We start from the raw sequence: 24,488 nt of genomic DNA, 5'->3' as shown, positions 1-24,488 counted from the left end.
CCCCCCCCCCCCCCCCCCCCCCCCCCCCCCACCACCCGCAAGACGACGAAAGGCAGGCCCATGACGTCCGTACCGCTGACCGACCGCTATGTCATCGCCGCCCGACTCAAGGGCTACCTCAACAAGCACGGCGAGTCGGTGGCCCTGCTGACCGAGGCGCTCGAGCTGGAGCCGGGCAACGCACGCCTGCTGCGCTTCCGTGGGCACCGGCGCATCTCGACCGGCGACTACGCCGGCGCCATCGCCGACCTGCGCGCCGCGGCCGACCAGCTGCCCGGTGTCGAGGACGAGTACGAGATGTACCAGCCGGAGGTGGAGAAGGACGTCATCAGCCTGATCCTCGGCCGGCCCGAGCAGGTGCGCCCGCAGCACCTCACCGACACCATGGCCGCCCAGGACCCGGAGGCCCTCGGCCGGTACAACGCGACGCTGCACGCCGGCGTCTGGTACCACCTCGGGGTCGCCCAGTACCTGAGCGGTGACTTCGAGGGCTGCCTGCCCAGCTTCCGCGCGGCCGAGGAGGCCTCGCGCCACCAGGAGGGCATCGTGGCGTCGCAGGACTGGCAGTACATGGCGCTGCGCCGGCTCGGCCGCCCGGCCGAGGCCGAGGAGGTGCTCGACCGGTTCCGCAAGATCACCCTGGTCCAGGAGGACCACCTGGTCGGGTACGAGGGCCGGATGCAGCTCTACACCGGCGACATCACCCCGGAGCAGCTGTGGGCGATGTGCGACGGCAACGACCTGAAAACCGTCACCCAGGGTTACGGTCTGGGCAACTGGCACTACCACCAGGGCGACATCGAGAAGGCCCGCGAGGTCTTCGACGGGGTGCTGCGGACCGGTGTCACGCACGCCTTCGCCTACCTGGCGGTCAAGGCCGAGTACGCCAACAATCCCGACTTCGCCGCGGCGGCGACGACAAAGGAGAACTGAGGACGATGGCAATCATCCGTGCCGAGATCGGCAAGCGTGACCAGGAGACCAAGAACGCGATCATCGCCGAGCTGACCGACGTGCTGGTCAAGTACGGCTCGCCGCGGGAGAACACCCACGTCCTGCTCTACGAGGTCTCGTACGACAACTGGGCCAAGGGCGGCCTGACCTACAACGAGCGGAAGAAGCAGGCGCAGGAGTCGTCATGACCGTCGCCACCCGGGGACCACACGTCCTCATCACGCCGAACCTGGCCGAGCTGCTGCCGCAGCTGCGCGAGCGCTATCCGCAGTGCCGGTTCACGCCGGTGCCGGAGGACGAGCCGGTACGCGAGGAGTACCTCGACGCCGAGGTGATCCTGCGCAGCGCCATGAACGAGGACACCTTCGACGAGCTGCTCAGCAAGTGCGACGGGCTGCGCTGGATCCAGATCACCGCCGCCGGGTTCGACTGGGTGGGCGGCGACATCATGCGCCGCCGCCTCGACGAGGGGCTGGTCTACACCCGGTCCGGGAACTCCTACAACGTGCCGATCGCCGAGTACATCATCGGCGCGGTGCTCCTGCACCAGCGGGCGTTTCCCGAGCTGCGCGAGGCGCAGGAGCGCCGGGAGTGGGTGCGCATCGTCGGCCGGGACCTGATCGGCAGCACCATGCTGGTCTTCGGCACCGGCGGGATCGGGCGGGAGGTGGCGTGGCGGGCCCGGGCCCTGGGCGTCACCGTGATCGGGGTCAACCGGGCGGGTACGCCCGCCGAGGGCTTCGACCGGGTGGAGTCGTTCGCCGGCCACCTCGCGCTGCTGCCCGAGGCCGACTCCGTGGTGCTGGCCATGCCGCTGACCGACGAGAACCGGTACTTCTTCGACGCCGAGCGCTTCGCGGCGATGAAGGAGACCGGCCTCCTGGTCAACGTCGGGCGGGGTGCGCTGATCGTCGAGGACGCGCTCGTCGACGCCATGCATCAGGGCCGGATCGCCGGCGCCGTGCTCGACGTGTTCGAGCAGGAGCCGCTGCCCCCGGACCACCGGCTGTGGGGCCTGCCCCGCACGACGGTCACCCCGCACACGTCGTTCCGGGGTTCGGGCAACCTGCAACGGCTCTACGCGGACTTCTGCGCCAACTTCGACCTGTACCTGGCCGGTGAGCCGCTGACCGGCACGCAGCGTCGGCCGGAGCTGGGGTACTGACCGACCCACGTTGAAGAGGCGGCGGCACACCCGGACACGGGTGCGCCGCCGCCTTCGCGTCGTGCCCGACCGCCGCGTCCGGCGCCCGGGGGACGTGGCGTCCGATGTCGCAGACGGCTCAGCTCGACAGGGCGCGCCCGTCTCCACCCCGTACGCGTCCGGCAGACACGCGGGCGGCCCACCCGGTCGATCGGGTGGGCCGCCGGCGTCGTGCGGTCGGAGTCGGGGATCACCCGATCAACGAGCGGGCCGCCGCCAGCACGTCGGCCTCGCCCAGCAGCACCTGGTCGGCGGCCGGGCCCAGGGGGACGTAGCTGTCGACGCTGTTGACGCGGGAGATGCGGCCGGTGAAGCCGCCGTCGACCAGGGCGGCCACCACCGCCTCGGCGACGCCGCCGCTGGCGCGGCTCTCGTCGACGACGAGGACCCGCGAGACCCCGGCGAGCGCGGCCCGCAGGCTCGCCGCCGGCAGCGGCGACAGCCACTGCAGGTCGACGACCCGGGTGCTGACCTGCCGTTCCCGGGCCAGCGTCCCGGCCACCCGGAGGCTCATCGGGACGCCGTTGCCGAAGGTGACCATCGCCAGGTCCGTGCCCTCGCACACCGTCCGCACCTGGCCGAGCGGGTTCTCCGTCGCCGCCCAGTCCGCCGGCTCCGGATACTCGGCGAGCCAGCCGCCGTCGCCGTCGGCGTGCAGGTCACGCCGGTGGTAGAGCGCGATCGGTTCCAGGAAGACACACACCCGCCCCTCCTGCTCGGCCAGGGCGAGACACTGGCGCAGCAGGGCGGGGGCGGTGGCCGGGTGGGACGCGACCGCGAAGGCCAGGCCGGGGATGTCCCGCAGCACCGCCACCGAGTTGTCGTTGTGGAAGTGCCCGCCGAACCCCTTCTGGTAGGCCAGGCCGGCGATCCGCACGACCATGCCGTTGGAGTACTGCCCGTTGGAGAAGAAGCGCAGTGAGGCGGCCTCGCCGCGCAGCTGGTCCTCGGCGTTGTGCAGGTAGGCCAGGTACTGGATCTCCGGGATCGGCAGCGTGCCGGCCAGGGCCCCGCCGAGCGCGACCCCGAGGATGGTCTGTTCGTCGAGGAGCGTGTCGAAGACCCGGTTCGCCCCGAATGCCTTCCGCAGCCCCCGGGTGACGCCGTAGACGCCGCCCTTGCGCGCCACGTCCTCGCCGAAGACCTGGGCCTGCGGCCAGGTCAGCAGCGCGTCGTGCAGGGCGGCGTTGATCGACTGGGCCAGGGTGAGCGGGCCGCGGGACTCGGGGGGCCTGCCACCGAACACCCTCTCCCGCCCGGTGCCGGCGCGGCGCGCGGCGGCGCTGACCGGGCCCACCCGGCGGGCGGTCAGGGGCGCGGTCACCGCCGCCGGGTCGTCCAGCCGCCCGACCCGGCCCAGCATGAGCCGGGCCTGGTCCATCACCTGCTTGCGGGAGTGCTCGTAGCGGGTGAGGGTCTCGCCCGGGTCGAGGATCCGGCGCCGCGCGAGCAGGGCCGCGGTCGCCAGGATCGGGTCGCGGGCGTGGTCGGCGAGGATCTCCGCGCGGGTCCGGTAGGCCAGTTCGGCGTCGGAACCGGCGTGGCCCATGAACCGTACGGTGCTCAGGTGCAGCACGGCGGGCCGGCGTCGGGTGCGCACCAGGTGCGTCACCTCTGCCGCGGTGGCCAGCAGGCCGGCGGGATCGGTGCCGTCGGCGTGCGCGTAGTGGATGCCGGGCAGGGCCGACAGCATCCGCCGGACCCAGCCGTGCGGTGAGCGGGTGCTGATCCCGATGCCGTTGTCCTCGCAGACGAACAGCAGCGGCACCGGGATCCCCTGGTGGGCGCTGTAGCCCACCGCGTTCAGGGCGCCGGCCGCGGTGGAGTGGTTGGCCGAGGCGTCGCCGAAGCTGCACACCACCACGGCGTCGGCCGGGTATCCGGTGTCGGCGCCGCCTCGGTCGAGCGCGAACGCCATGCCCATCGCCCGGGGCAGGTGGGAGGCGATCGTCGACGTCTGCGGGATGATGTTCAGCTCCCGGTGGCCGAAGACCTTGTGCCGGCCGCCGGAGATCGGGTCCTGCCGGGACGCCGCCGCCGAGTGCAGCACGTCGGCGATCGGCGTGGCACCGGCGACCTGACCGGCCCGCGCGGCGTAGAAGCCGCCGGAGCGGTAGTGCAGCAGGGCGGGATCGGTCGGTCGCAGCGCCAGCGCCACGGCGGCGTTGCTCTCGTGCCCGCTGGATCCGATGGTGTAGAACCCCTCCTGCTGGGCCTGCAGCCACCGCAGTGCGAGGTCGAGGTGACGGCTCTGGATCTGCGCGTCGAGGTACTCCACCAGCAGGCCGGGGTCGACGTCGACGTCCGGGGAGGTCTCCTCGGGCAGCGGCTGGCCCGCGGACCACTCGGTGAGGCGGCGTACCAGGTGGTCGTCGATGGATTCCACGCGGTTGTGCTCCTTGCGGGTCAGCGACTGGAACGGCCCCGCAGCCGCGGGTCCAGAACGTCGCGAAGGGTGTCGCCCAGCAGGTTGAAACCGAGCACGGCGATCATGATGCATACCCCCGGTACGACCGACGGCCAGATCGACATCTCCATGAAGGACTTGCCGTTGGAGAGCATCGAGCCCCAGGACGGCTGGGGCGGCTGCACACCGAGCCCGAGGTAGCCCAGGGACGCCTCGATCAGGATCGCGTAGGCGATGCTCGTGGTGAACTGCACGGCGATCGGCGCGATCGAGTTGGGCAGGATGTACTTGAGGATGAGCCGGGTGTTGCTGAGCCCGACCGCCTGGCCCGACTCCACGTACGGCTCCCGGCGCACCGACATCGCGGTGCCGCGCACGATCCGGGCGAAGCTGGGGATGAAGACGATGACCAGGGCCAGGACGAGGTTCTCCGTGCCCGGTCCCCGGGCGGCCACGACCGCGAGGGCCAGCAGCAGGGTGGGGAAGGAGAACATGATGTCGGTCGCCGGGGTGATGATCGCGTCGAGTACGCCCCGGTAGAAGCCGGCGAGCAGTCCCAGCAGCACACCGATGGCCCCGGCGCAGGTGACCACGATCAGGCTCACCGTCAGCGAGGTGCGCGCACCGTAGAGGGCCCGGCTGAGCAGGTCGCGCCCAGCCTCGTCGGCGCCGAGCGGGAAGTCGCCACCGGGCGGGGCGAGCCGCTGGTCGGACATCGCGGTCGGGTCGTAGGGGGAGATCAGCGGGGCCAACGCCGCGGCCGCGATCATCAGCACCACGATGACCAGCCCGACCAGGCCGACCTTGTCCCGCGTCATCAACCTCAGCAGGTGGCCGCCGCGGCGGCCGGTCGGCCGCCGGGAGGCGCCCTCCTGCTGCTTGCCGCCGCGTTGGCGGCGGCCGGGAACGGCTTCAGTGACCACTGCGCAACCTCGGATCCAGGTAGGTGTAGAGCAGGTCGACGAGGAGGTTGACCACGACGTAGAAGAAGGCCAGGAAGAGCAGCGTCCCCTGGACGACGGGGTAGTCACGCTGGCTGATCCCGCGGATGACCATGGTGCCGAGCCCCGGCCACGCGAAGACCTGCTCCACGATGACCGTGCCGCCCAGCAGCGCCCCGGCCTGGATGCCCAGGACCGTCACCACCGGGATCAGCGAGTTGCGCAGGGCGTGCCGGACCATGACCCCGCGTTCGCCCAGCCCCTTGGCGCGGGCGGTGCGGACGTAGTCCTGGTTGAGCACCTCCAGCATGCTGGACCGGGTCATCCGCATGCTGATCGCGGCGAGGCTGGCGCCGAGGGTGACCGAGGGGAGGACGAGGTACTTCAGGCTGCCCAGGAAGCCCTCGCCCTCCCCCGCGCCCTGTGACGGCAGCCAGCCCAGCGAGACCGAGAAGATGTACACCAGCAGGATGCCGAGCCAGAAGTTCGGCAGCGACAGCCCGATCAGCGACGCGACCCGGGTGCTGGCGTCGAGCAGGCCGTTGCGCTTGGTGGCGCTGAGCACACCGAGCGGGATGGAGATGAGGATCGAGACCAGCAGCGCCGAGACCGCCAGCAGCAACGTGGACGGGAAGCGCTGCATGATCTCTTCCAGCACCGGCTGGCCGGTGCGCATCGAGGTGCCGAGGTCGCCCTGGACGAGGGCGCCCAACCACCTCACGAACTGCTCGTACACGGGCATGTCCAGCCCGAAGTAGCGGCGCATCTCCGCCTCGATCGCGGGGTCGCCGAAGTCCTGCCCCATGATCGAGCTGATCACGTCGCCAGGGATCATGCGGATCACCAGGAACGAGATCACCGAGATCCCGAACAGGACCGGAACAACCGATATCAGGCGGATCAGCGTGATGCGCAGCATGTCTTGCCTCTTTCGGTCTGGTCAGACTTCGGAACCGGGCGCGCCGGGATCCGAGCTCGCGTCCCAGGCGGACTCCTCGTCGCCGGTGACGGCGATGTCGCGGGCCCACTCGTGCGCGCGCTTGGCGACCCGCAGCACCATCACCGAGCGGCTCTCCATCACCCCGTCGAGGTGGCCCAGCCGCTCCGTCCAGAACCGGCGCATGGCGTTGCTGGAGGCGAAGTAGCCGACGGCGATGACGTCGAACTGCCCGGTCACGTGGTAGACGTACGCGATCTCGGGCATGCCCGCGAGTTTGTCGATGAGCTGTTCTGTGCTGCCCGGCGCGCTCTGGATCTCGAAGAGCGTGTGCACCGGGCGGCCCATGAAGGCGGCGCTGGGGATCGCTGCGAACTGCAGCTGCCCGTCTGTGACCAACCGTTCCATCCGTCGCCGAACCGACCCTTCCGACAGCCCGACCTTGGCGGCCAGCGCCACGTTCGTCTGCCGGGGGTCCTGGACGAGTTCCCGGATGATGCTGCGATCTTTTTCGATCGAGCTCTTGGATGCCAACGTTGCTCCAACTTCAATCGGTGACGGTTTTCGTCGCTCCCGGGAGCCTAGACGACGAACATCGTCTGTGCAACACTCCTGGTTGACGAATGGCGACGTTGAGGCGTCCAGACTGCGGGGTGGGTTCGATGGCCTTGTTGGAGGTGCGGGACCTGCGTACCGAATTCCGTGCGGCACGCGGTTCGGTGACGGCAGTCGACGGGGTGTCCTTCACCGTCGACGCGGGCGAGACGGTGGCACTGGTGGGCGAGTCCGGCTGCGGAAAGTCGGCCACCGCGCAGTCCATCATGGGCCTGATCGTGCCGCCGGCCGGTCAGGTGACCGGCGGACAGGTGCTCTTCGAGGGCAGGGACCTGGTGCGCCTGCGCCCTCGCGAGCTGCGGGCCGTCCGCGGCAAGGGCATTTCCATGATCTTCCAGGACCCGATGACCTCGCTGAACCCGGTGTTGACCGTGGGGAGGCAGCTCACCGAGACCCTGGAGCTGCACCTGGGACTGAGCCGCCGCGCCGCGCGGGCGCGGGCCGTCGAGTTGCTGGAGATGGTCCGCATCCCGGCCGCGGAGACCCGGCTGAGCTCCTATCCGCACCAACTCTCCGGCGGCATGCGGCAACGCGTGATGATCGCGATGGCGCTCTCCTGCCAGCCCCGGCTGATCCTCGCCGACGAGATCACCACCGCGCTCGACGTCACCATCCAGGCGCAGATCCTGGAGCTGCTGCGGGAGCTGGCCCGGGAGACCCGCACCGCCGTCCTGCTCATCACCCACGACCTCGGGGTGGTGGCCGGCATGGCGGAACGGGTCAACGTGATGTACGCCGGGCAGATCGTGGAGCGGGCCGAGACGGTCGACCTGTTCCACCGCCCGCAGATGCCCTACACCTGGGGGCTGCTGGGGTCGGTGCCCCGGCTGGACCTCGTCCGGGGCGGCAAGCTACGCCCGATCGCCGGCCGCCCACCGGAGCTGTCGGAGATGCCCCCCGGCTGCCGGTTCGCGCCCCGCTGCGCGCACGTGCGGGAGACGTGCCAGGGCGGCACACCCGACCTCATCACGACGTGGGAGACGCCGGACCGGGGCCAGTTGACCCGCTGCTGGGGCATGCGGCCCGAAAGCGAGGGCGGCTGGCTCTCCACCGAGGACCGTCACCCCTACCTCTCGACAGAGGAGAACCGATGACCGAGTCCCCTGTCGCCGCCTCCGAGCACCCCCTGCTGCGGGTGCGCGACCTGGCGGTCGACTTCAAGGTGCCCGCGCGCGGCAAGCTGCGACCGGCCCGCCTGCGTGCCGTGTCCGGCGTGGACCTCGACGTCCGGCGGGGCGAGATCATCGGTGTGGTGGGCGAGTCCGGCTGCGGCAAGTCCACCACCGGGCGCGCCATCCTCCAGCTCATCAAGCCCACCCACGGAACGGTGGCCTTCGACGGCACGGAGCTGACCACCCTGAGCCGGGGCCGGATGCGGGCGATGCGCCGTCGGATGCAGATGATCTTCCAGGACCCGTACGCCTCGCTGAACCCGCGCATGACCATCGGCGAGCTCATCGAGGAGCCGTTGCTGGTGCACGCGGACCTCTCCGCCGCCGGACGGCGGGCCAAGGCGGTGGACACCATGCAGCTGGTGGGGCTCAGCGAACAGTGGCACGACCGCTATCCGCACGAGTTCTCCGGCGGCCAGCGCCAACGGGTGGGCATCGCGCGAGCCCTGGTCAGCAACCCGGACTTCATCGTCGCCGACGAGCCGGTCTCCGCGTTGGACGTCTCGGTCCAGGCCCAGATCGTCAACCTGCTCGAGCAGTTGCAGGAGGAGCTGGGCCTGACGATGATGTTCATCGCCCACGACCTGGCCGTCGTGCGGCACCTCTGCGACCGCATCGCCGTGATGTACCTCGGCACCGTCGTCGAGGTGGGCGAGTGCGAGGACATGTACCGCCGCCCGCAGCACCCCTACACCAAGGCGCTGCTGTCGGCGGTGCCGATTCCCGACCCGCTGGTCGAGACCGAGCGCAAGCGCGTCATCCTCACCGGCGACGTGCCGAGCCCGCTGAGCCCGCCCAGCGGATGTCGCTTCCGCACCCGGTGCTGGAAGGCGCAGGAGATCTGCGCGGTGCAGGAGCCGGTGCTCGCCACGGCCGCCGGCAGCGGCCACCAGGTCGCCTGCCACTTCCCGGAGGACCCCGGCCCGCTGGACCAGCCCCTCGCCGCCGCGGTGGGTGGCCGATGAGCACGACCGTGCATCTCAATCTCGTCGACGGCGAGTGGGTCGACGGGGAACGCCGGCCGAACGGCAACCCCGCGCGCCCCGGCGAGGTCGTCAGCGAGTACGCGGTGGCCGGCCGGGACACCGCCCGCGCGGCGATCGAGGCCGCCCGCCGGGCGCAGCCCGGCTGGGCCAGCCAGCCCGTCGGGTTCCGGATGGAGATCCTGGACCACATCGGCACCACCATCCTGCGACGGACCGAGGAGCTCGCGGTCCTGCTCTCGCGGGAGGAGGGCAAGCTGCTCGGCGAGGCGCGCGGCGAGGTCACCCGGGCCGGCCAGACCTTCCGCTACTACGCCCACCAGCTGCTGCAGCCGCAGGGCGAGGTCTACTCGTCCACCCGGCCCGGCGTCCACGCCGAGGTCCGGCGCCGACCGCTGGGCGTGGTCGGAATCATCACGCCGTGGAACTACCCCCTCGCCATCCCGGCGTGGAAGGTCGCGCCCGCACTCGCCTACGGCAACGCGGTCGTGCTCAAGCCGGCCGAACTGGTCACCGCCTCGGCCGGGGAACTCGCCCGGATCATCGCCGGGTCCGCGCTGCCGCCCGGCGTGTTCAACCTCGTCATGGGCGCCGGCCGGGTGGTCGGCGAGGAGCTGCTGACCTCGACCGGGGTCGACGGCGTCTCCTTCACCGGAGGCACCGGCACCGGCCGCCACGTGGCACAGCAGTGCCTCGCCCACGGCAACAAGCGGTTCCAGCTGGAGATGGGCGGCAAGAACCCGCTCGTGGTGCTCGACGACGCCGATCTGGAGGTCGCCGTGCGCTGCGCCCTGGACGGCAGCTTCTTCAGCAGCGGCCAGCGCTGCACGGCGTCGAGCCGGCTGATCGTGCAGGCGGGCATCCACGACCGGTTCGTCGAGACGCTGGCGGCGGCGGCCCGGGCGCTGCGGGTCGGTGATCCGCTCGACCCGCACAGTGAGCTGGGCCCGGTGGTGAGCCCCGAGCAGCTCGCCCAGAACCTCGACTACGTCCGGATCGGCCGCGACGAGGGCGCGACCGTGGTGGCCGGCGGGACGCACCGCCCGGACGAGGGACAGTTCATGCGACCCACCCTCTTCGCCGACGCGCGCAACGACATGCGGCTGGCCCGCGAGGAGATCTTCGGCCCGGTCTCCTGCGTGATCAGGGTCGACGACCTCGACGAGGCGATCAGCGTGGCCGGCGACACCGACTACGGGCTCTCGGCCGGCATCGTGACCACGTCGCTGTCGGCGGCCGAGCGGTTCAAACGGGACGCCCGCGCCGGCATCGTCTCGGTCAACCTGCCCACCGCCGGCACCGAGCTGCACCTGCCCTTCGGCGGCACCGGCGCCTCCAACCACGGTCCCCGCGAGCAGGGCGGCTACGCGCGGGACTTCTACTGCGTGCCGGTGACCTGCTACACCGGCTGGTGAGGACGCCATGACACCGAAGATCCTGCTCACCGAGCCCATCGCCGCGGCCGGCATGGAGCTGCTGCGGGCGGCGGGCGAGGTGCACGTCGCCCACGCCACCGACCCGGCGACCCTCGCCGCCGGGCCGCTGACCACCGCCGACGCCCTCGTGGTGCGCTCCTCGCCGGTGACGGCCGGCATGCTGGAAGCCGGCCGGCAGCTCAGGGTCGTCGGCCGCCACGGCGCCGGGCTGGACGGCATCGACCTCGCCGCGGCCGACCGCCTGGGCATCGAGGTGGTCAGCACGCCGGGCGCCAACGCCGAGTCGGTGGCCGAGTTCGTCGTCCTGGCCGCCCTCACCCTCGCCCGGCAGACGCCGTCGGCCACCGCGGCGTTGACCCGGGGCGCCTTCCCGGCCGGTCGGTCGCTGCCGTCCGCGGTCGTCGCGGCCGGGCTGACCGGGACCATGCTGGCCGGCCGCACCCTGGGTCTGGTCGGGCTCGGCGCGATCGGCCGGGGCGTCGCGGTCCGCGCCCAGGCAATGGGCATGAACGTGATCGGGTACGACGTCGCCACGACCACCCCGCCGCCGGGAGTACGCCTCGTCGCGCTGGACGACCTGCTGCGCGAGGCCGACGTGGTGAGCCTGCACGTGCCCCAGACCCCGCAGACCACCGGGCTCGTCGGCGCCGCCGCGCTCGGCCGGATGCGGCCGGACGCCCTGCTGGTCAACACCGCGCGCGCCGGGATCGTGGACAGCCGGGCCGTGCTCGCCGCGCTCGACGCCGGGCGGCTGCGGGGCTACGCGGTGGACGTCTTCGCGCCCGAACCGCCCGACCCCGACGACCCGCTCCTGCACCATCCGAGGGTCTTCGCCACCCCGCACATGGCGGCGATGACCCACGACGCGCTGGACGCGATGGCGGTCGCCGTCGCGCGTGGCGTGCTCGCGCACCTGTAAGCCCTGGGAGGAACGAACCGTGACCCTGTCCACCCCCGCGCCCGCGCTCGCGTACTTCGGCGTCGACGCGCTGATCGACGACGACACCCGAGAACTCCAGGCCGCCGTCCGTGGCTTCGTCGACCGACGGATCCGCCCGGAGATCGCCACCTGGTACGACGAGGGCCGCCTGCCCGTCCGGGACCTGGCCCTCGAACTCGGCGAGCTCGGCGTGCTCGGCATGCACCTGCGGGGCTACGGCTGCGCCGGCACCTCCGCCGTCGCGTACGGGCTGGCCTGCTTCGAGCTGGAGGCGGGCGACTCGGGGCTGCGCTCCCTGGTCTCGGTGCAGGGCTCGCTCGCCATGTACGCCATCTGGCGCTTCGGCTCGGAGGAGCAGAAGCAGCAGTGGCTGCCCCGGATGGCCGCCGGCGAGGCGATCGGCTGCTTCGGCCTGACCGAACCGGACTTCGGCTCCGATCCGGCCGGCATGCGGACCAGGGCCCGCCGCGACGGGGACGACTGGGTGCTCAACGGCACCAAGATGTGGATCACCAACGGCTCCGTCGCGGACGTCGCCGTGGTCTGGGCCCGCACCGACGAGGGCGTCCGCGGCTTCCTCGTCCCCGCCGGCACCCCGGGCTTCACCGCCCCGGAGATCAAGCGCAAGCTCTCGCTGCGCGCCTCGGTGACCTCGGAACTCGTCCTCGACGACGTGCGGCTGCCCGCCGACGCGATGCTGCCGGAGGCCGCCGGCCTGTCCGGGCCGCTGACGTGTCTCAACGAGGCCCGCTTCGGCATCGTCTTCGGGGCGCTCGGCGCGGCCCACGACTGCCTGGAGACGACGGTCGCGTACGCCCGCAGCCGGCAGATCTTCGACAAGCCGCTGGCCGCGTACCAGGCCACCCAGCTCAAGCTCGCCGACATGGGGCTGGAGCTGGGCAAGGGGATGCTGCTGGCGTTGCACCTCGGCGCGATGAAGGACGCCGGCACCCTCGACCACCGGCAGATCAGCCTGGGCAAGCTCAACAGCGTGCGGGAGTCCATCGCCATCGCCCGGGAGTGCCGGTCCATCCTCGGCGCGGCCGGGATCACCCTCGACTACCCGGTCATCCGGCACTCGGCCAACCTCGAATCCGTCCTCACCTACGAGGGCACGTCCGAGGTGCACCAGCTCATCATCGGACAGGTGCTGACCGGCCACGCCGCCTTCAAGTGAGCCGGACGGGCCCTGGCCGGCGCGGGGGTGTCAGCCGCCCGCGGGCTCGGCCGAGGAGCGGGCCACGGGCAGGTCGAAGTACGTGTCCGGCCAGGGTTCGTCGCGGTAGCGGTAGTGCCACCACTCGCGGTCGTAGTTGACGAAGCCGCCGTCGGTCATCAGCTGCCGCAGCAGCCGCCGGTTGTCCCGGGCCACGCCGGTGACCCGGGGCGAGTCGGTGTGCGCGAGCGGGTCGAAGCAGTCGAAGCCGGTGCCCATGTCGACGCCGTTGTCGGCGAACCGCTGCCCCCGGGGGGCGGTGCAGGAGACCAGGGGCTGGCCCGGCGCGTACGGGGGCTGGGTGGGGGTCGGCACGTCGACCAGGGTCAGGTCGAGCGTGCTGCCCCGGCTGTGGGCGGTGGGGGCGCCGATGTACCCCTCGTCGAACAGCTTCGACTTCGCCACCCGGGGATAGAACTCGGCCTTCATCTGCTGCTCGCCCGGCCGCCCGGCCCAGCCGACGAAGTCGTCGGCGGCCCGCCGGGGGCGGTAGCAGTCGTACACCTTCAGGCTGCGGCCCCGGGCGAGGGCGGCGTCCTGCACCCGGCGCAGCGCCTCGGCGGCCCGGCGGGTGAGCAGGCAGAGCGGTTCGGAATAGCCGGCGACCGGTCGCCCGACGAAGTTGTGCGCGCCGGCGTACCGGATGTCGGTCCGGATGCGCGGGTCGACGTCGGTGAGGACGACGAGGCCCGGCCCGCGCGGCCTCGTCGCCGGGGCGGACGCCGGCGACGCCGGGGCGGACGGTGCCGGCGCGGCCGGTGGTGACGGCGACGGCGCGGGTCGGGTGCAGCCGGGCGCGAGCGCCACGATCACGACGGCCGCCGCGACGGCCCGCCCACGGGCGGTCGCGGCGCCCGGGGCTCGCCGGCGGATGGGCACTGGCCTGGCCACGCCCCCTGTCTATCAGGCTACGGGCCGTCGGGCGCCCGCTCCGGCGACAGGTGTACGCGCAGGAAGCGCAGCGCCGCCTCGTCGTCGTCGATCCCGCCCGCCTCGTGGCCGTTGTACCGCCAGACCGACAACTCCGTCGGCCCCCGGCAGGCGTTGACGGCGGCGAAGACGGTCGACGGCGGCACGATCTCGTCCATCAGCGCGACGGAGAAGCGCACCGGCTGGTGGCACCGGCGGGCGAAGTTCACCCCGTCGACGTACGCCAGGGTGGCCAGCACCCGCTCCTCGGCGTGCCGGTGCACGGCCAGGTAGTCGCGGATCTCGCCGTAGGGCCGGGCGTCGGTGAGCGCGATCCCGCGCGGCATGTCGCACAGGAACGGCACGGCGGCCACCACGGCCCGCAGGTCGGGCACCAGGGCGCCGACGGCGAGCGCCGCCCCGCCGCCCTGGCTGTGCCCGAGGACCGCGACCCGCGCCGGGTCGACCGCCGGCAGGGCCCGGGCCGCGTCCACCGCCCGCACCGCGTCGGTGAGGAACCGCCGGTAGTAGTACGTGCGCGGGTCCGCCACGCCCCGGGTGACCACCCCGGGCGCCTCGGGGCCGGCGGCGGCCGGATCCGGGGTGTCCCCCCGGGTCCAGCCCGCCCCCTGCCCCCGGGTGTCCATCTGCAGGTGCGCGAAGCCGGCCGAGGCCCACAGCAGGTTCTCCAGCGGGTGGCCCCGGCCGCCGCCGTAGCCGGCGTACTGGACGATCGTGGGCAGGGGCGGCTCGGCGTCGCGCGGCAGCCGCAGCCAGCCCCGCACCGGCTGCCCGGCGAACCCGGGGAAGGTCACGTCGAGGACGTCGATCGTCGTCAGCCCGGTCTGCACCGGCTCGGCGCGCACCGGCCAGCCGCACTGGCGTGACTCGGCGAGCGTGTCCGCCCAGAACCGGTCGAAGTCCGCCGGCTCGCGCACCCCGCCGCGGTACGCCCGCAACTGCTCCTCGGGCAGGTCGGTGAGGGCCATCGCTCAGCCGGCCGACGGTGTGACGGCGAAGCGGGGGTGCAGCCGCCGGGTGTGGTCGACGTGCCGGGCGGGGCCGCGCAGCGCGACCGCCGCCACGAGCCGGTGGTCGGTGCTGGACGCCGCGAGCCGCAGCTCCAGCGCCCCCGGCTCGACGACGCGCCGCCCGTCGCGCCCGGTGAACGAGAACAGGTCGGCCGGCAGGGCCAGGTCGATCCGGCAGGCCGCGCCCGCCTCCAGCGGCACCCGGAGGTAGCCGACCAGCCGCTGCACCGGCTGGACCACCGAGGCCACCGGGTCGTGGGCGTACACCTGCACCACCTCGCTGCCCCACCGGGAGCCGGTGTTGCGCACCGTGAAGTGCAGCCGCAGCTCCCCGTCGGTCGCCGCGACCGGCTCGTCGACCACCAGGCCCGACCAGTCGAACGTGGTGTAGCCCAGGCCGTGCCCGAAGCCGTACGCCGGCGTCGGGTCGACGTTGGAGACGTCGCTGGCGTGGCCCAGCCGGGCCGACAGGTAGGTGGTCGGCTGCGCGCCCGGCCCCCGGGGCACGCTGACCGGCAGCCGCCCCTGCGGGGCGACCCGGCCGCTGAGCACGCCGGCGATGGCCGGGGTGCCCTCCTCGCCGGGGAAGAACGACTGCACGATCGCCGCCGCGTCGGTCACCGCCCGGCCCAGCGCGTACGGCCGCCCGGCGAGCAGCGTCACCACCACGGGCGTACCGGTGTCCAGCAGCGCGTCGAGCAGGTGCTGCTGCGCCCCGGGCAGGGCCAGCGACTCGGCGTCGCAGCCCTCCCCGCTGGTGCCCCGCCCGAACAGGCCCGCCCGGTCGCCGAGCGCGGCGACCACCACGTCCGCGCCCCGCGCCGCCGCGACCGCCGCCGCCACCCCGCCGGTGTCGTCGCCGTCGACGCAGACGCCGGCCTCGGTGACCACGACGCTGTCGGCGAACTCGGCGCGCAGCGCCGCCGCCAGGGTGGGCAGCGCGATGCCGACGGGCACCTCGGGGTGCCGGGAGCCGACGTGGGCGGGGAACGAGTAGCAGCCCAGCACCGCCGTGGGGCTCTCCGCCTGCGGGCCGACCAGCGCGATCCGGGCCGGCCGGTGCAGCGGCAGGGTGCCGTCGTTGGCCAGCAGCACCACGGCGCGCTCGGCGACCTCGCGGGCCAGCGCCCGGTTGGCGGGCGGGTCCAGGTCGACGGTGCCGCGCAGCGCGTCCGGGTCGGAGAGGTCGGCGCCGGCCAGCGCGGCCGGCACCGGGCTCCAGTCGGCGTCGAGCAGGCCGAGCTGCGCCTTCTGCGTCAGCACCCGACGGACCGCCCGGTCGATCAGTGCCTCCGGCACCGCGCCGGCCGCGAGCGCCTCGCGCAGCGGCTCGCCGAACGTCTTCACCGTCGGCAGCTCGACGTCCACGCCCGCGGCGAGGGCGGCGCCGGCCGCCTCCGCCCAGCTGCCGGCCACCCCGTGCAGGGTACGCAGGAAGGCGATGCCGAAGTAGTCGGCCACGACGGTGCCCGGGAAGCCCCAGGCGTCGCGGAGCAGGCCGGTCAGCAGGTCCTCGTCGGCCGCCGAGGGAATCCCGTCGGTGTCGGTGTAAGCGTGCATCACCGACCGCGCGCCGCCCTCGCGCACCGCCATCTCGAACGGCGGGAGGATCACGTCCGCGCGCTCGCGGGGGCCCATCGGCACCGGCGCCAGGTTGCGCCCGCCCCGGGAGGCGGAGTAGCCGGCGAAGTGCTTCAGGGTGGCCACCACGCCGGCGGACTCCAGGCCCCGCACGTACGCGGTGGCGATGGTGCCCACCAGGTAGGGATCCTCGCCGATCGTCTCCTCCACCCGCCCCCAGCGCGCGTCGCGCACCACGTCGAGCACCGGGGCCAGCCCCTGGTGCACGCCGACGCGGCGCAGGTCGGCGCCGATGGCGGCGGCCATCCGCCCGATCAGCTCCGGGTCGAAGGTGGCGCCCCAGGAGAGCGGCACCGGGTACGCGGTGGCGCCCCAGGCGGCGAAGCCGGCCAGGCACTCCTCGTGCGCCATCGCCGGGATGCCGAACCGGTTCGCGGCGGCGATCCGCTGCTGGGTCCGCAGCAGGGACAGCGCCCCGAGCGCGGGGTCGACCGGGGCGGTGCCGAACGGACGGGTCAGCTGGCCGAGGCCGGCGTCCAGCAGGTCGGCCAGGTCGACCGGTTCCTCCATCTCGTGCTGGTACGGCGCGACCTCTCCCCCGTCGGCGGCGGCGCCGACCCAGACACCGTAGAGCTGTGCCACCTTCTCGGGCAGGGTCATCGCGGCGACCAGGGCGTCCACCCTGGTCGCCAGGTCGAGGGTCGGGTCGGTCCAGATCGCGGTGCCGGTGGCGATGTCGAGGGTCACGTTGTCGGTCACTTCCCTCCGACGCCCATCAGCCCCTGCACCAGGGCCCGCCGGGCGAACAGATAGACGAGCAGGACGGGCACCATCGACAGCACGACCGCGGCGAGCAGGCCGGGAATGTTGATCCCGTACTGCGTCTGGAAGTTGTAGAGGCCGAGGGTGATCACCTTGGTGGAGTCGGACTGGGTGAGGATCAGCGGGAACAGGAAGCCGTTCCACGCCTGCAGGGCGGAGAAGACCGCGATGGTGGCGATCCCGCCGCGCGACAGCGGCAGCACCAGTTGGCGGAACACCCGCGCCGGGCTGGCGCCGTCGATGGCCATCGCCTCGTACAGCTCCGCGGTGATGTCCCGCATGACGCCGCTGAGGATCAGCGCGCACACCGGCAGGCAGAAGGCGGCGGTGGGCAGGATGACGCCGACGAGGTTGTCGTAGAGCCCCGCCTTGCTGATCAGGTAGAAGATCGGCACGATGACCGCCTGCGCCGGAATCGCCAGGCCCAGCAGGAACAGCCGGAACACCCCGGAGGTGAGCCGGCTGCGGCTGCGCACGATGGCGTACGCCAGCGGCGGCACGAGCAGCAGCACGATGGCCACCACGCTCGCGGTCACCACCAGGGTGTTGACCAGGTAGCGGCCGAAGCCCTCGTCGAAGGCGCCGGTGTAGTTGTCCAGGGTGAAGGTGTCGGGCAGGGCGAGCGGGCCGTTGCGGCCGTACCCCTCGCGGGTCTGCACGGTGATCGCCAGCATGACGTAGATCGGCAGGCCGACCAGGAGCAGCCAGGCCACGGCGCCGATCCCGGCGAGCCAGTTCGGGCGGTGCCGCTTCACAGTCCCTCCATGGTGGAGCGCATCCGGTCGTAGCCGGAGACCCGGACCACGATCAGCGAGATGAGGGTGGCGACGACGACGAGGAGCAGGGCGATGGCCGCGCCGGCGCCGAAGTCGAAGCTGCGGAACGCCTGCTCGTACATGTGGTAGGCGGTGATGGTGGTGTCGGTGCCCGGGCCGCCCTGGGTGAGGATCAGCACGGTGTCGAACGTGGTCAGCCCGCCGACGACCATGAGGACCACCGAGGTGATCATGGCGTTGCGCAGTTGCGGCAGGGTGACGTGGCGGAACTGTCCCCACCGGCCGGCGCCGTCGACCTCGGCGGCCTGGTAGAGCACCGCCGGCACGGCGCGGGCCGCGCCCTGGTAGATCAGCGCGTGGAACGGAATGAACTGCCAGCTGCCGACGAAGACCAGGACGGCGATCGCGCCCGTCCGGCTGCCGAAGAGGTTGCCGTCGCCGAACAGCCACGGGGCCTGGCCGGGCACCCCGAAGTTCGGGTCGAGCAGCGCCCGCCACAGCACCGACACGGCGGTCGCCGACAGCAGCAGCGGGAGGAAGAAGATGGCGGACAGCACGGCGCGGTTGCGCTGCGGCCCGGCCGCCCACACGCCGATCAGCAGGCTCAGCGGCGTCTGCACCAGCACGCCGAGGGCGGTGAGCAGGACGCTCAGCCACAGACTGTTGATCATGACGGGATCGCGGACGAGCCGCTGCCAGTTCTCCAGCCCGACGTACTCCGGGGAGCCGAGGCCCGCCCAGCTGGTGAAGCTGAGCACGACCACGAGGACCAGCGGGACGAGCGCGAAGAGCCCGAAGAACAGGGTGGCGGGGAGGGCCCAGGCGAAGCCCGGGCGGCTGACTGTGTGGCCGCCCGGGCGTCGTCGGGCCCGTCGCTGCTCCGTCACGGTGGGGGCGGCGAGGGTGGTGGTGGACATGGTCGCGCTCAGCCCGCCTGCAGGGACTGCATCGCCTTGATGAAGCCGGCGGCGTCCATCCGGCCGTTGCAGTACTGCTGCACGGCCTGGTGGATGGTCGTCGTCGCGGCCGGCGGGTACGCCTGGTCCCAGGAGAGCTGGAAGTTCGGGGCCTCCTTGACCAGGGTGAACTGGTACTTCAGGTAGTCCGGGTTGGTGGCGCCGTCGAGGAACTTCTCGGTGTTGGTGGTGGTCGGCAGGTTGCCGATGGCGAGCTGCGCCTGGACGAACTCGTCGGAGTACTGGAGCTTGAGGAACTCGGCCACCGCCTCCGGGTGCCGGGTCTTCTTCAGCACCGAGTAGAAGTTGTTGGTGTTGCCGACGACGTTGCGCGGGTCGCCCTTGCCGCCCGGGACGCTCGGGAAGGCGCTCCAGCCGAGGCCCTCGGCGGCGAACGTCGGGTTGGCGTCGTGGTGGGTCGAGTAGTTCCAGGAGCCCATCAGCTCGAAGCCGGCCTTGCCGCTGGACAGCAGCGCGGGCGAGCCGCCGTCGGTGAACTTGACCGAGTCGAAGTTGGTGCCGAACGCGCCCGCGTCGGTCAGCTGCCGCAGCAGTTCCAGGGCGCGGCGGCTCTCCGGGCTCTCCCAGGCGCCCTTGTCGCCGCCGAGGGCCTTGGCGAACAGCTCGGGGCCGGCCACCCGGTCGTAGAGGTACTGGTACCACATCTGGGTCGGCCACTGGTCGCCGCCGCCGAGGGCGATCGGCGTGATCCCCTTGCCCTTGAGCGTCTTCACGGCGGCCAGCAGGTCGTCCCACGTCTTCGGCGGGGTGATGCCGGCGTCGGCGAGGACCTTCTTGTTGTGGAACAGCAGCACCGGCTGGGTGCCGCGCATCGGCACCCCGTACGCCTTGCCGTCGACCGTGGCGGTGTTGAAGACCGACGGCAGGAAGTTCGCCTTCAGCCCCGGATCCTTGGCGATCATGTCGTCCAACGGCAGCAGCAGGTCGGCCTTGACGAACGGGGCGATGCTGCCGCCGCCCCAGTTGAAGAAGACGTCCGGCGCCTGCTTGGTGTTGATGATGGTCTGGAGCTTCGTCTGGTAGTCGGCACCGGGGATGGTGTCCAGCACCGCCTTGACCTTCGACGTCTTGTTGAACGTCTCGACGAGCTGTTTCTCGACCTTGTTGGTGGCGTCGCCGTAGACCAGGATGCGGATCTCGTCTCCGCCGGCGGCCGAGTCACCGTCGCCGCAGGCGGTCAGTGGCAGCGCCAGCGCTAGGGCGGCGCCGAGCGCGACGACCCGGGCGAGCCGCGTGCGTACAGTCATGATCGACCTCTCGTGGTGGGGGTGTGGTGGGGGACGTCGCCGCCGGCGCGACGACCGAAAGGCGTCCGACAAGTTTCCGGAATACTTCCGTAACTCGTCCGAACGCTAGAACCGACCTGCCGTGTCGTCAACCCCCGATCGTGGGGCAAGATGGGCCGGTGGAGCGGCCCCGCCGTTCCGGACGTTTTTCGGTGGTGACGGGTACGGTCGGTCTTCCGACCGGTGAAGGAGACGCGGGTGGACGGCGACGACGGGCGCAGGATCACCATCACCGCTATCGCGCGGGAGGCCGGGGTCTCGGTGCCGACCGTGTCGCGGGTGCTCAACGGGCGCTCGGACGTGGCCCCCGACACCCGCGAGCGGGTGGAGGAGCTGCTGCGCCACCACGGCTACCAACGCCGCGGCAGCCGCACGGTGAGCCGCGCCGGCCTGGTGGACCTGGTCTTCAACGACCTCGACAGCCCCTGGGCGGTGGAGATCATCCGGGGGGTCGAGGACGTCGGGCACGGCGCGGGCGTCGGCACCGTGGTCTCCGCGATACACCGCCAGTCCACCGCCGCCCGGCAGTGGTTGCAGAACCTGCGGGCCCGCGCGACCGACGGTGTCATCTTCGTGACCTCGCACCTGAGCCCGCCGCTGCACGCGCAGCTGCGCCGCCTCAACGTGCCCGTGGTCGTCGTCGACCCGGCCGGCGTGCCCGCCACCGACGTGCCCACCATCGGGGCCACCAACTGGGCCGGCGGGCTCGCCGCGACCGAGCACCTGCTCTCGCTCGGGCACCGGCGGATCGGCTTCGTCGCCGGGCCGACGCACCTGCTGTGCAGCCGGGCCCGCCTCGACGGCCACCGGGCCGCGCTGGAGGCGGCCGGGGCGCCGGTGGAGGACCGGCTGGTGCACCCCGGCGACTTCTACCACGCCTCGGGCTTCGCCGCCGGGACGGCGCTGCTCGACCTCGACGACCCGCCGACGGCCATCTTCGCGGCCAGCGACCAGATGGCCTTCGGCGTCTACGAGGCCGTACGGCGCCGGGGCCTGCGGATCCCCGGCGACGTCAGCGTGGTGGGCTTCGACGACCTGCCCGAGGCCCGCTGGGCCTCACCGCCGCTGACCACCGTCCGGCAGCCGCTGGTGGAGATGGGTCGCCTGGCCGCCCGGACCGTGCTGCGGCTGGCGCAGGGCGAGGGCATCGACTCCCCCCGGGTGGAACTCGCCACCAACCTGGTCGTCCGGGACAGCACGGCCCCGCCGCGCCGGCCCTGACGGCCGGCGCGCCGCCCGGCGCCGGCGCTCCCGGTGCGGTTCCGGAAGTTCCGGCCGCTGGCCGCTCCCGCTACCGCCGCTCCCCCACCGCCCGGGGCCGCCGGGAAGTTCCGGTACGACCGCCCCGGGCGGCGGGAGTCGGCGTGGGCGGCGGCGCGCCCTCGGCGTCGACGGCGACGGCGTCAGCGGTGCTGGTGATGCCGGACCGCCCGCCGGATGTCCACCGGCAGGGCGGGCGCGCCGTCGACCGGCGCGGGGTCCTCGGCGGTGGGGGCGATGCCGCCGGCGGCGATCCGGTCGAGGGTGGCCAGCCCGGCGGCGTCGATCGAGCCGAAGACCGTGTAGTGGGGGCGCAGCGCCGAGTCCGACTGGACCAGGAAGAACTGGCTGCCGTTGGTGTCGGGGCCCGCGTTGGCCATGGCGAGGGTGCCCCGGGCGTAGAGCCGGCGCACGCCGGTCGGGTCGGTCGGCGCCGGCGGCAGGTCGGTGGGCAGCTCGTCGGCGTAGCGGTAGCCGGGACCGCCGGAGCCGGTGCCGGACGGGTCACCGCACTGCAGCACCTTCAGCGTCGGGTACGCGGTGAGCCGGTGGCAGGAGGTCCGGTCGTAGAAGCGGTGGCGCACCAGGTGCAGGAAGCTCTGCACGGTGCAGGGGGCTGCCTCCCGGTCGAGGGTCAGCCCGATCGGCCCCTGGTTGGTCCGCAACGTGACCCGCACGGTGCCCCGGTCGGGGGTGCGCCTCGGGTCGGGCGGCAGCGGGACCGGGCGGGCGGCCGGGTCCTCGGGCGTCTCCGCGTACGCGCACGGGCCGGGCGTGACCCGGGGCTCGGCGGAGGTGTCGGCCGGAGACCCGCCGGGCGCGGCGACCGCGGCGGCGCCGCCACCGGTGACCAACGCGCCCGCGATCAGGGCCACCCCGGCGAGGCGGGTCAGCGTACGGGCCGGCCGTCGGCGTGCCTCGGTCGGCGGTGGGACGGGGTGCGGTCGGGGTTCGCTCGACACGGGGGGTCCTCCCTGGACTCGTGGCGCCAGAAAGACCGGAGTCTATGGATCCCGTCGTCGCTTGTCGATCCGCCTCGCCCCTGCCGCGGGGCGGAGGCGCCCTGCCCTACCCGCGCCGCACCGCCCGGCGGCGCCAGAGCAGCGCGGTCCCCAGCAGCGCGACCGCCGACGCGACGAGCGCGGCCACGGGCCACCGTGCGACCAGCCCGTCCTCGATCGGGCCGCTGGCCGCCGCCGGGCGCGGCTCGCCGGTGGCCGCCAGCGCGGGCGGCGAGGCGGCCGCCGACGCGGTCAGCTCCCCCGGCTCGACCAGCCGGCCGACGGCCGAGCCCCGGGGCAGCGAGAAGCCCCAGTCGAGCAGGGCGGCACCCTGCTCCCACCCCCGCGCGGGCTGCGGCTCGGCACCGAGCAGCGTGACCACCAACCGCCGCCCGTTGCGCTGGGCCGCCCCGACGTAGGTGTGCCGGGCCAGGTCGGTGAAGCCGGTCTTGCCGCCGAGCGCGCCCGGGTACCGGTAGACGAGCTGGTTCTCGTTCTGGATCTCGAAACCCTTGGTCCGCTGCGCCGGCTGGGCGGGGATGCGGTGCGTCTCGGTCAGCGCGTACCGGCGGAAGGTCGGGTCGGCGAAGCAGACCCGGGCGATCAACGCCAGGTCGTACGCGCTGGTGAACTGGCCTCGTCCGTCGAGGCCGGACGGCGTCACCGCGTGGGTCTGCAGGGCGCCGAGGCGGTGCGCCTCCTCGTTCATCGCCCGCACGCCGCCGGCCATCCCCTCCGGGCCGCCGCCGAGGCGGGCCAGCACGTTGGCCGCCTCGTTGCCCGACTGGAGCAGCAGCCCGAGCCAGACGGTCTCGATCCGGTAGCGCCCGCCGGCGACCAGCCCGACGGCCGAGGAGCCGGGTTCGATGTCCATGTCACCGTCGGTGACGGTGACGACCTGCTGCGGGTCGAGTCGGGGCAGCATGGTGGCCGCCAGCAGCAGCTTCTGCACGCTGGCCGGGGTGCCGTACTCGTGCGGGCCGCAGCCGCCCAGCACCTCGCCGCTGTCCAGGTCCGCGACCAGCCAGGAGGTCGCGGTGACCGCCGGCGGGCGCGCGGCCCCCGCCGGAACGACCAGGCCGGCGGTGTCCAGCGCCGGGCCGCCGACGGCCCGCTCCTGCGGCACGGCTGGCGGCGGCGACGGACGCGGCGGCCGGGACATCCGGGGCGCGGGCGCCTTGGGGCAGGGCACGACGCCGGCCGCGGACGGCACGACGTTGGGCGCGGACGACACGACGCCGGGCGCGGATGACGCGGGAGCGGCGGGGCCGGTCGGGCTCGCCGCCGCGGGGACGGGAGCGCCGACACCGACGAGGGCGGCGGTCGCCGTGGCCGCCAGCAGCCGAACCTTCATGCCCCGCACCCTAGTCGGCGGAGTTCGGGGCGCGGGCCGGGTTCCCCAGGCTGAGCGTCCAGGGCGTCCCGGGGGCGGGACCGCGCGGTCCCGCCCGGAGGTGTGCGCGCGGCGGCGCGGCGCGCGGGCCGGCCACCCCGATTCCGGGACCATCGGCCCTGCCGCCGGACCGCGCCCGGACGGATGCTGGGCACTGAAAGCGGTGGACGATCTTCCGGTTCACTGACGGGCGCCGCCGCACCGGCGACCCCGCCTCGCGGGCCGCACCACACCGACGAAGGGACGACCATGGAAGCCCTCTCGCTGACCCGCCTCGCCGACGAGCAGCTCGCCGCCGCGCGGGAGGCCGACAGCGGACGCAGCGCCCGTTCCCTGCACCCGGGCCGGGACCGTCGGCTGCGGCAGACCCTGCTCGCCCTGCGCGGCGGTCGGTCCCTCGACGAGCACGACAGCCCGGGCGAGGCGACGCTCCAGGTGCTCGTGGGGCAGGTGCGCCTGGTGGCCGGGGACGAGTCCTGGGAGGGCGACGCCGGCGACCTCGTGGTCATTCCGCCGGTGCGGCACGCGCTGCACGCCGTCACGGACGCCGCCGTCCTGCTCACCGTGACGCCGCGGCCGTGACCACCGTCCCGGCCCGGGTGCAGGGAACGGGCGCTGCGTCCGCTGTCGGCCTCCCGCGCGGCGGC

General features: G+C 73.2%; 21 protein-coding genes and 1 pseudogene. 10 read left to right on the top strand and 12 right to left on the bottom strand.

Translation table 11 applies throughout. From position 1 onward, the window contains the following. Positions 1-60: 60 nt before the first annotated feature. Genes ACSNN9_RS20430 through ACSNN9_RS20420 form a run of 3 tightly spaced genes read left to right on the top strand, consistent with a single transcriptional unit; the run spans position 61 to position 2,119 of the window. Complete coding sequence (locus ACSNN9_RS20430) at positions 61-933, top strand: tetratricopeptide repeat protein (protein ID WP_436674924.1); 873 nt, start codon at positions 61-63, stop codon at positions 931-933. A gap of 5 nt (positions 934-938) precedes the next feature. Next, positions 939-1,142 (top strand): tautomerase family protein, encoded by a 204-nt coding sequence (locus ACSNN9_RS20425; protein ID WP_089000078.1) that lies wholly within the window; start codon positions 939-941, stop codon positions 1,140-1,142. Continuing rightward, positions 1,139-2,119: a D-2-hydroxyacid dehydrogenase gene (locus ACSNN9_RS20420; RefSeq protein WP_436674923.1), complete on the top strand. Its 981-nt coding sequence runs from the start codon at positions 1,139-1,141 to the stop codon at positions 2,117-2,119. The genes ACSNN9_RS20425 and ACSNN9_RS20420 overlap by 4 nt, the downstream gene beginning before the upstream one ends. Positions 2,120-2,348: 229 nt before the next feature. Here the strand turns inward: ACSNN9_RS20420 and ACSNN9_RS20415 are convergent, their stop codons facing one another. The 4 genes from ACSNN9_RS20415 to ACSNN9_RS20400 form a co-directional block, all read right to left on the bottom strand. Further along, positions 2,349-4,484, bottom strand: a complete 2,136-nt coding sequence (locus tag ACSNN9_RS20415; protein WP_436674926.1) for a thiamine pyrophosphate-dependent enzyme — start codon at positions 4,482-4,484, stop codon at positions 2,349-2,351. Between the two features lie 80 nt (positions 4,485-4,564). Then, on the bottom strand, positions 4,565-5,488 hold the full coding sequence (locus ACSNN9_RS20410) for an ABC transporter permease (protein WP_436674922.1): 924 nt from the start codon (positions 5,486-5,488) through the stop codon (positions 4,565-4,567). After that, complete coding sequence (nikB, locus tag ACSNN9_RS20405; RefSeq protein ID WP_436674921.1) at positions 5,478-6,425, bottom strand: nickel ABC transporter permease; 948 nt, start codon at positions 6,423-6,425, stop codon at positions 5,478-5,480. Before nikB ends, ACSNN9_RS20410 begins: the two co-directional genes overlap by 11 nt. A 21-nt stretch (positions 6,426-6,446) precedes the next feature. Next, positions 6,447-6,977: an Lrp/AsnC family transcriptional regulator gene (locus ACSNN9_RS20400; RefSeq protein ID WP_436674920.1), complete on the bottom strand. Its 531-nt coding sequence runs from the start codon at positions 6,975-6,977 to the stop codon at positions 6,447-6,449. 128 nt (positions 6,978-7,105) lie between these two features. Between ACSNN9_RS20400 and ACSNN9_RS20395 the strand changes: the two genes are divergently transcribed. The 5 genes from ACSNN9_RS20395 to ACSNN9_RS20375 all read left to right on the top strand — a co-directional run bounded on the left by ACSNN9_RS20395 (position 7,106) and on the right by ACSNN9_RS20375 (position 12,766). After that, positions 7,106-8,152: an ABC transporter ATP-binding protein gene (locus ACSNN9_RS20395; protein ID WP_358088412.1), complete on the top strand. Its 1,047-nt coding sequence runs from the start codon at positions 7,106-7,108 to the stop codon at positions 8,150-8,152. Next, entirely contained in the window at positions 8,149-9,195 is a 1,047-nt protein-coding gene (locus ACSNN9_RS20390; protein WP_436674919.1) for an ABC transporter ATP-binding protein, read from the top strand. The genes ACSNN9_RS20395 and ACSNN9_RS20390 overlap by 4 nt, the downstream gene beginning before the upstream one ends. Further along, a complete protein-coding gene (locus tag ACSNN9_RS20385) occupies positions 9,192-10,628 on the top strand; it encodes an aldehyde dehydrogenase family protein (RefSeq protein WP_436674918.1) in 1,437 nt (478 codons plus the stop codon). Before ACSNN9_RS20390 ends, ACSNN9_RS20385 begins: the two co-directional genes overlap by 4 nt. Positions 10,629-10,635: 7 nt before the next feature. Continuing rightward, positions 10,636-11,568: an NAD(P)-dependent oxidoreductase gene (locus tag ACSNN9_RS20380; RefSeq protein WP_436674917.1), complete on the top strand. Its 933-nt coding sequence runs from the start codon at positions 10,636-10,638 to the stop codon at positions 11,566-11,568. Between the two features lie 70 nt (positions 11,569-11,638). After that, the gene (locus ACSNN9_RS20375) at positions 11,639-12,766 is read left to right on the top strand and encodes an acyl-CoA dehydrogenase family protein (protein WP_436674925.1); all 1,128 of its coding nucleotides are present in this window, start codon (positions 11,639-11,641) and stop codon (positions 12,764-12,766) included. A gap of 30 nt (positions 12,767-12,796) precedes the next feature. On the opposite strand, the gene ACSNN9_RS20370 is transcribed toward ACSNN9_RS20375, so the two are convergent. Genes ACSNN9_RS20370 through ACSNN9_RS20345 form a run of 6 tightly spaced genes read right to left on the bottom strand, consistent with a single transcriptional unit; the run spans position 12,797 to position 20,148 of the window. Then, positions 12,797-13,696 (bottom strand): M15 family metallopeptidase, encoded by a 900-nt coding sequence (locus ACSNN9_RS20370; RefSeq protein WP_436674916.1) that lies wholly within the window; start codon positions 13,694-13,696, stop codon positions 12,797-12,799. A 17-nt stretch (positions 13,697-13,713) separates the two neighbouring features. Further along, positions 13,714-14,703, bottom strand: a complete 990-nt coding sequence (locus ACSNN9_RS20365; protein WP_436674915.1) for an acetylxylan esterase — start codon at positions 14,701-14,703, stop codon at positions 13,714-13,716. A gap of 3 nt (positions 14,704-14,706) precedes the next feature. Continuing rightward, positions 14,707-17,085 (bottom strand): beta-glucosidase family protein, encoded by a 2,379-nt coding sequence (locus ACSNN9_RS20360; RefSeq protein WP_436674914.1) that lies wholly within the window; start codon positions 17,083-17,085, stop codon positions 14,707-14,709. Further along, positions 17,082-17,903, bottom strand: a complete 822-nt coding sequence (locus ACSNN9_RS20355) for a carbohydrate ABC transporter permease (RefSeq protein WP_436674913.1) — start codon at positions 17,901-17,903, stop codon at positions 17,082-17,084. The genes ACSNN9_RS20360 and ACSNN9_RS20355 overlap by 4 nt, the downstream gene beginning before the upstream one ends. Next, positions 17,900-18,841 (bottom strand): carbohydrate ABC transporter permease, encoded by a 942-nt coding sequence (locus tag ACSNN9_RS20350; protein WP_436674912.1) that lies wholly within the window; start codon positions 18,839-18,841, stop codon positions 17,900-17,902. The genes ACSNN9_RS20355 and ACSNN9_RS20350 overlap by 4 nt, the downstream gene beginning before the upstream one ends. 8 nt (positions 18,842-18,849) lie before the next feature. After that, on the bottom strand, positions 18,850-20,148 hold the full coding sequence (locus ACSNN9_RS20345; protein WP_436674911.1) for an extracellular solute-binding protein: 1,299 nt from the start codon (positions 20,146-20,148) through the stop codon (positions 18,850-18,852). Between the two features lie 237 nt (positions 20,149-20,385). On the opposite strand from ACSNN9_RS20345, the gene ACSNN9_RS20340 reads away from it, so the two are divergent. Next, entirely contained in the window at positions 20,386-21,408 is a 1,023-nt protein-coding gene (locus ACSNN9_RS20340) for a LacI family DNA-binding transcriptional regulator (protein ID WP_358088383.1), read from the top strand. Positions 21,409-21,590: 182 nt separating this feature from the next. Here ACSNN9_RS20340 and ACSNN9_RS20335 read toward each other — a convergent pair whose 3' ends face one another. Together ACSNN9_RS20335 and ACSNN9_RS20330 are read right to left on the bottom strand one after the other, a co-directional pair. After that, positions 21,591-22,409 (bottom strand): peptidylprolyl isomerase, encoded by an 819-nt coding sequence (locus ACSNN9_RS20335; RefSeq protein ID WP_436674910.1) that lies wholly within the window; start codon positions 22,407-22,409, stop codon positions 21,591-21,593. A gap of 42 nt (positions 22,410-22,451) precedes the next feature. Beyond that, a pseudogene (locus tag ACSNN9_RS20330) lies at positions 22,452-23,802 on the bottom strand (D-alanyl-D-alanine carboxypeptidase). A gap of 288 nt (positions 23,803-24,090) precedes the next feature. Between ACSNN9_RS20330 and ACSNN9_RS20325 the strand changes: the two are divergent. Further along, positions 24,091-24,423: a cupin domain-containing protein gene (locus ACSNN9_RS20325; protein ID WP_436674909.1), complete on the top strand. Its 333-nt coding sequence runs from the start codon at positions 24,091-24,093 to the stop codon at positions 24,421-24,423. Positions 24,424-24,488: the final 65 nt, after the last annotated feature.

The organism is Micromonospora sp. URMC 107 (genome assembly GCF_051386315.1).
Taxonomy (GTDB): Bacteria; Actinomycetota; Actinomycetes; order Mycobacteriales; family Micromonosporaceae; genus Micromonospora.
Note: the sequence above shows the minus strand (reverse complement) of the source record. Positions and strands in the feature narration are given on the sequence as shown.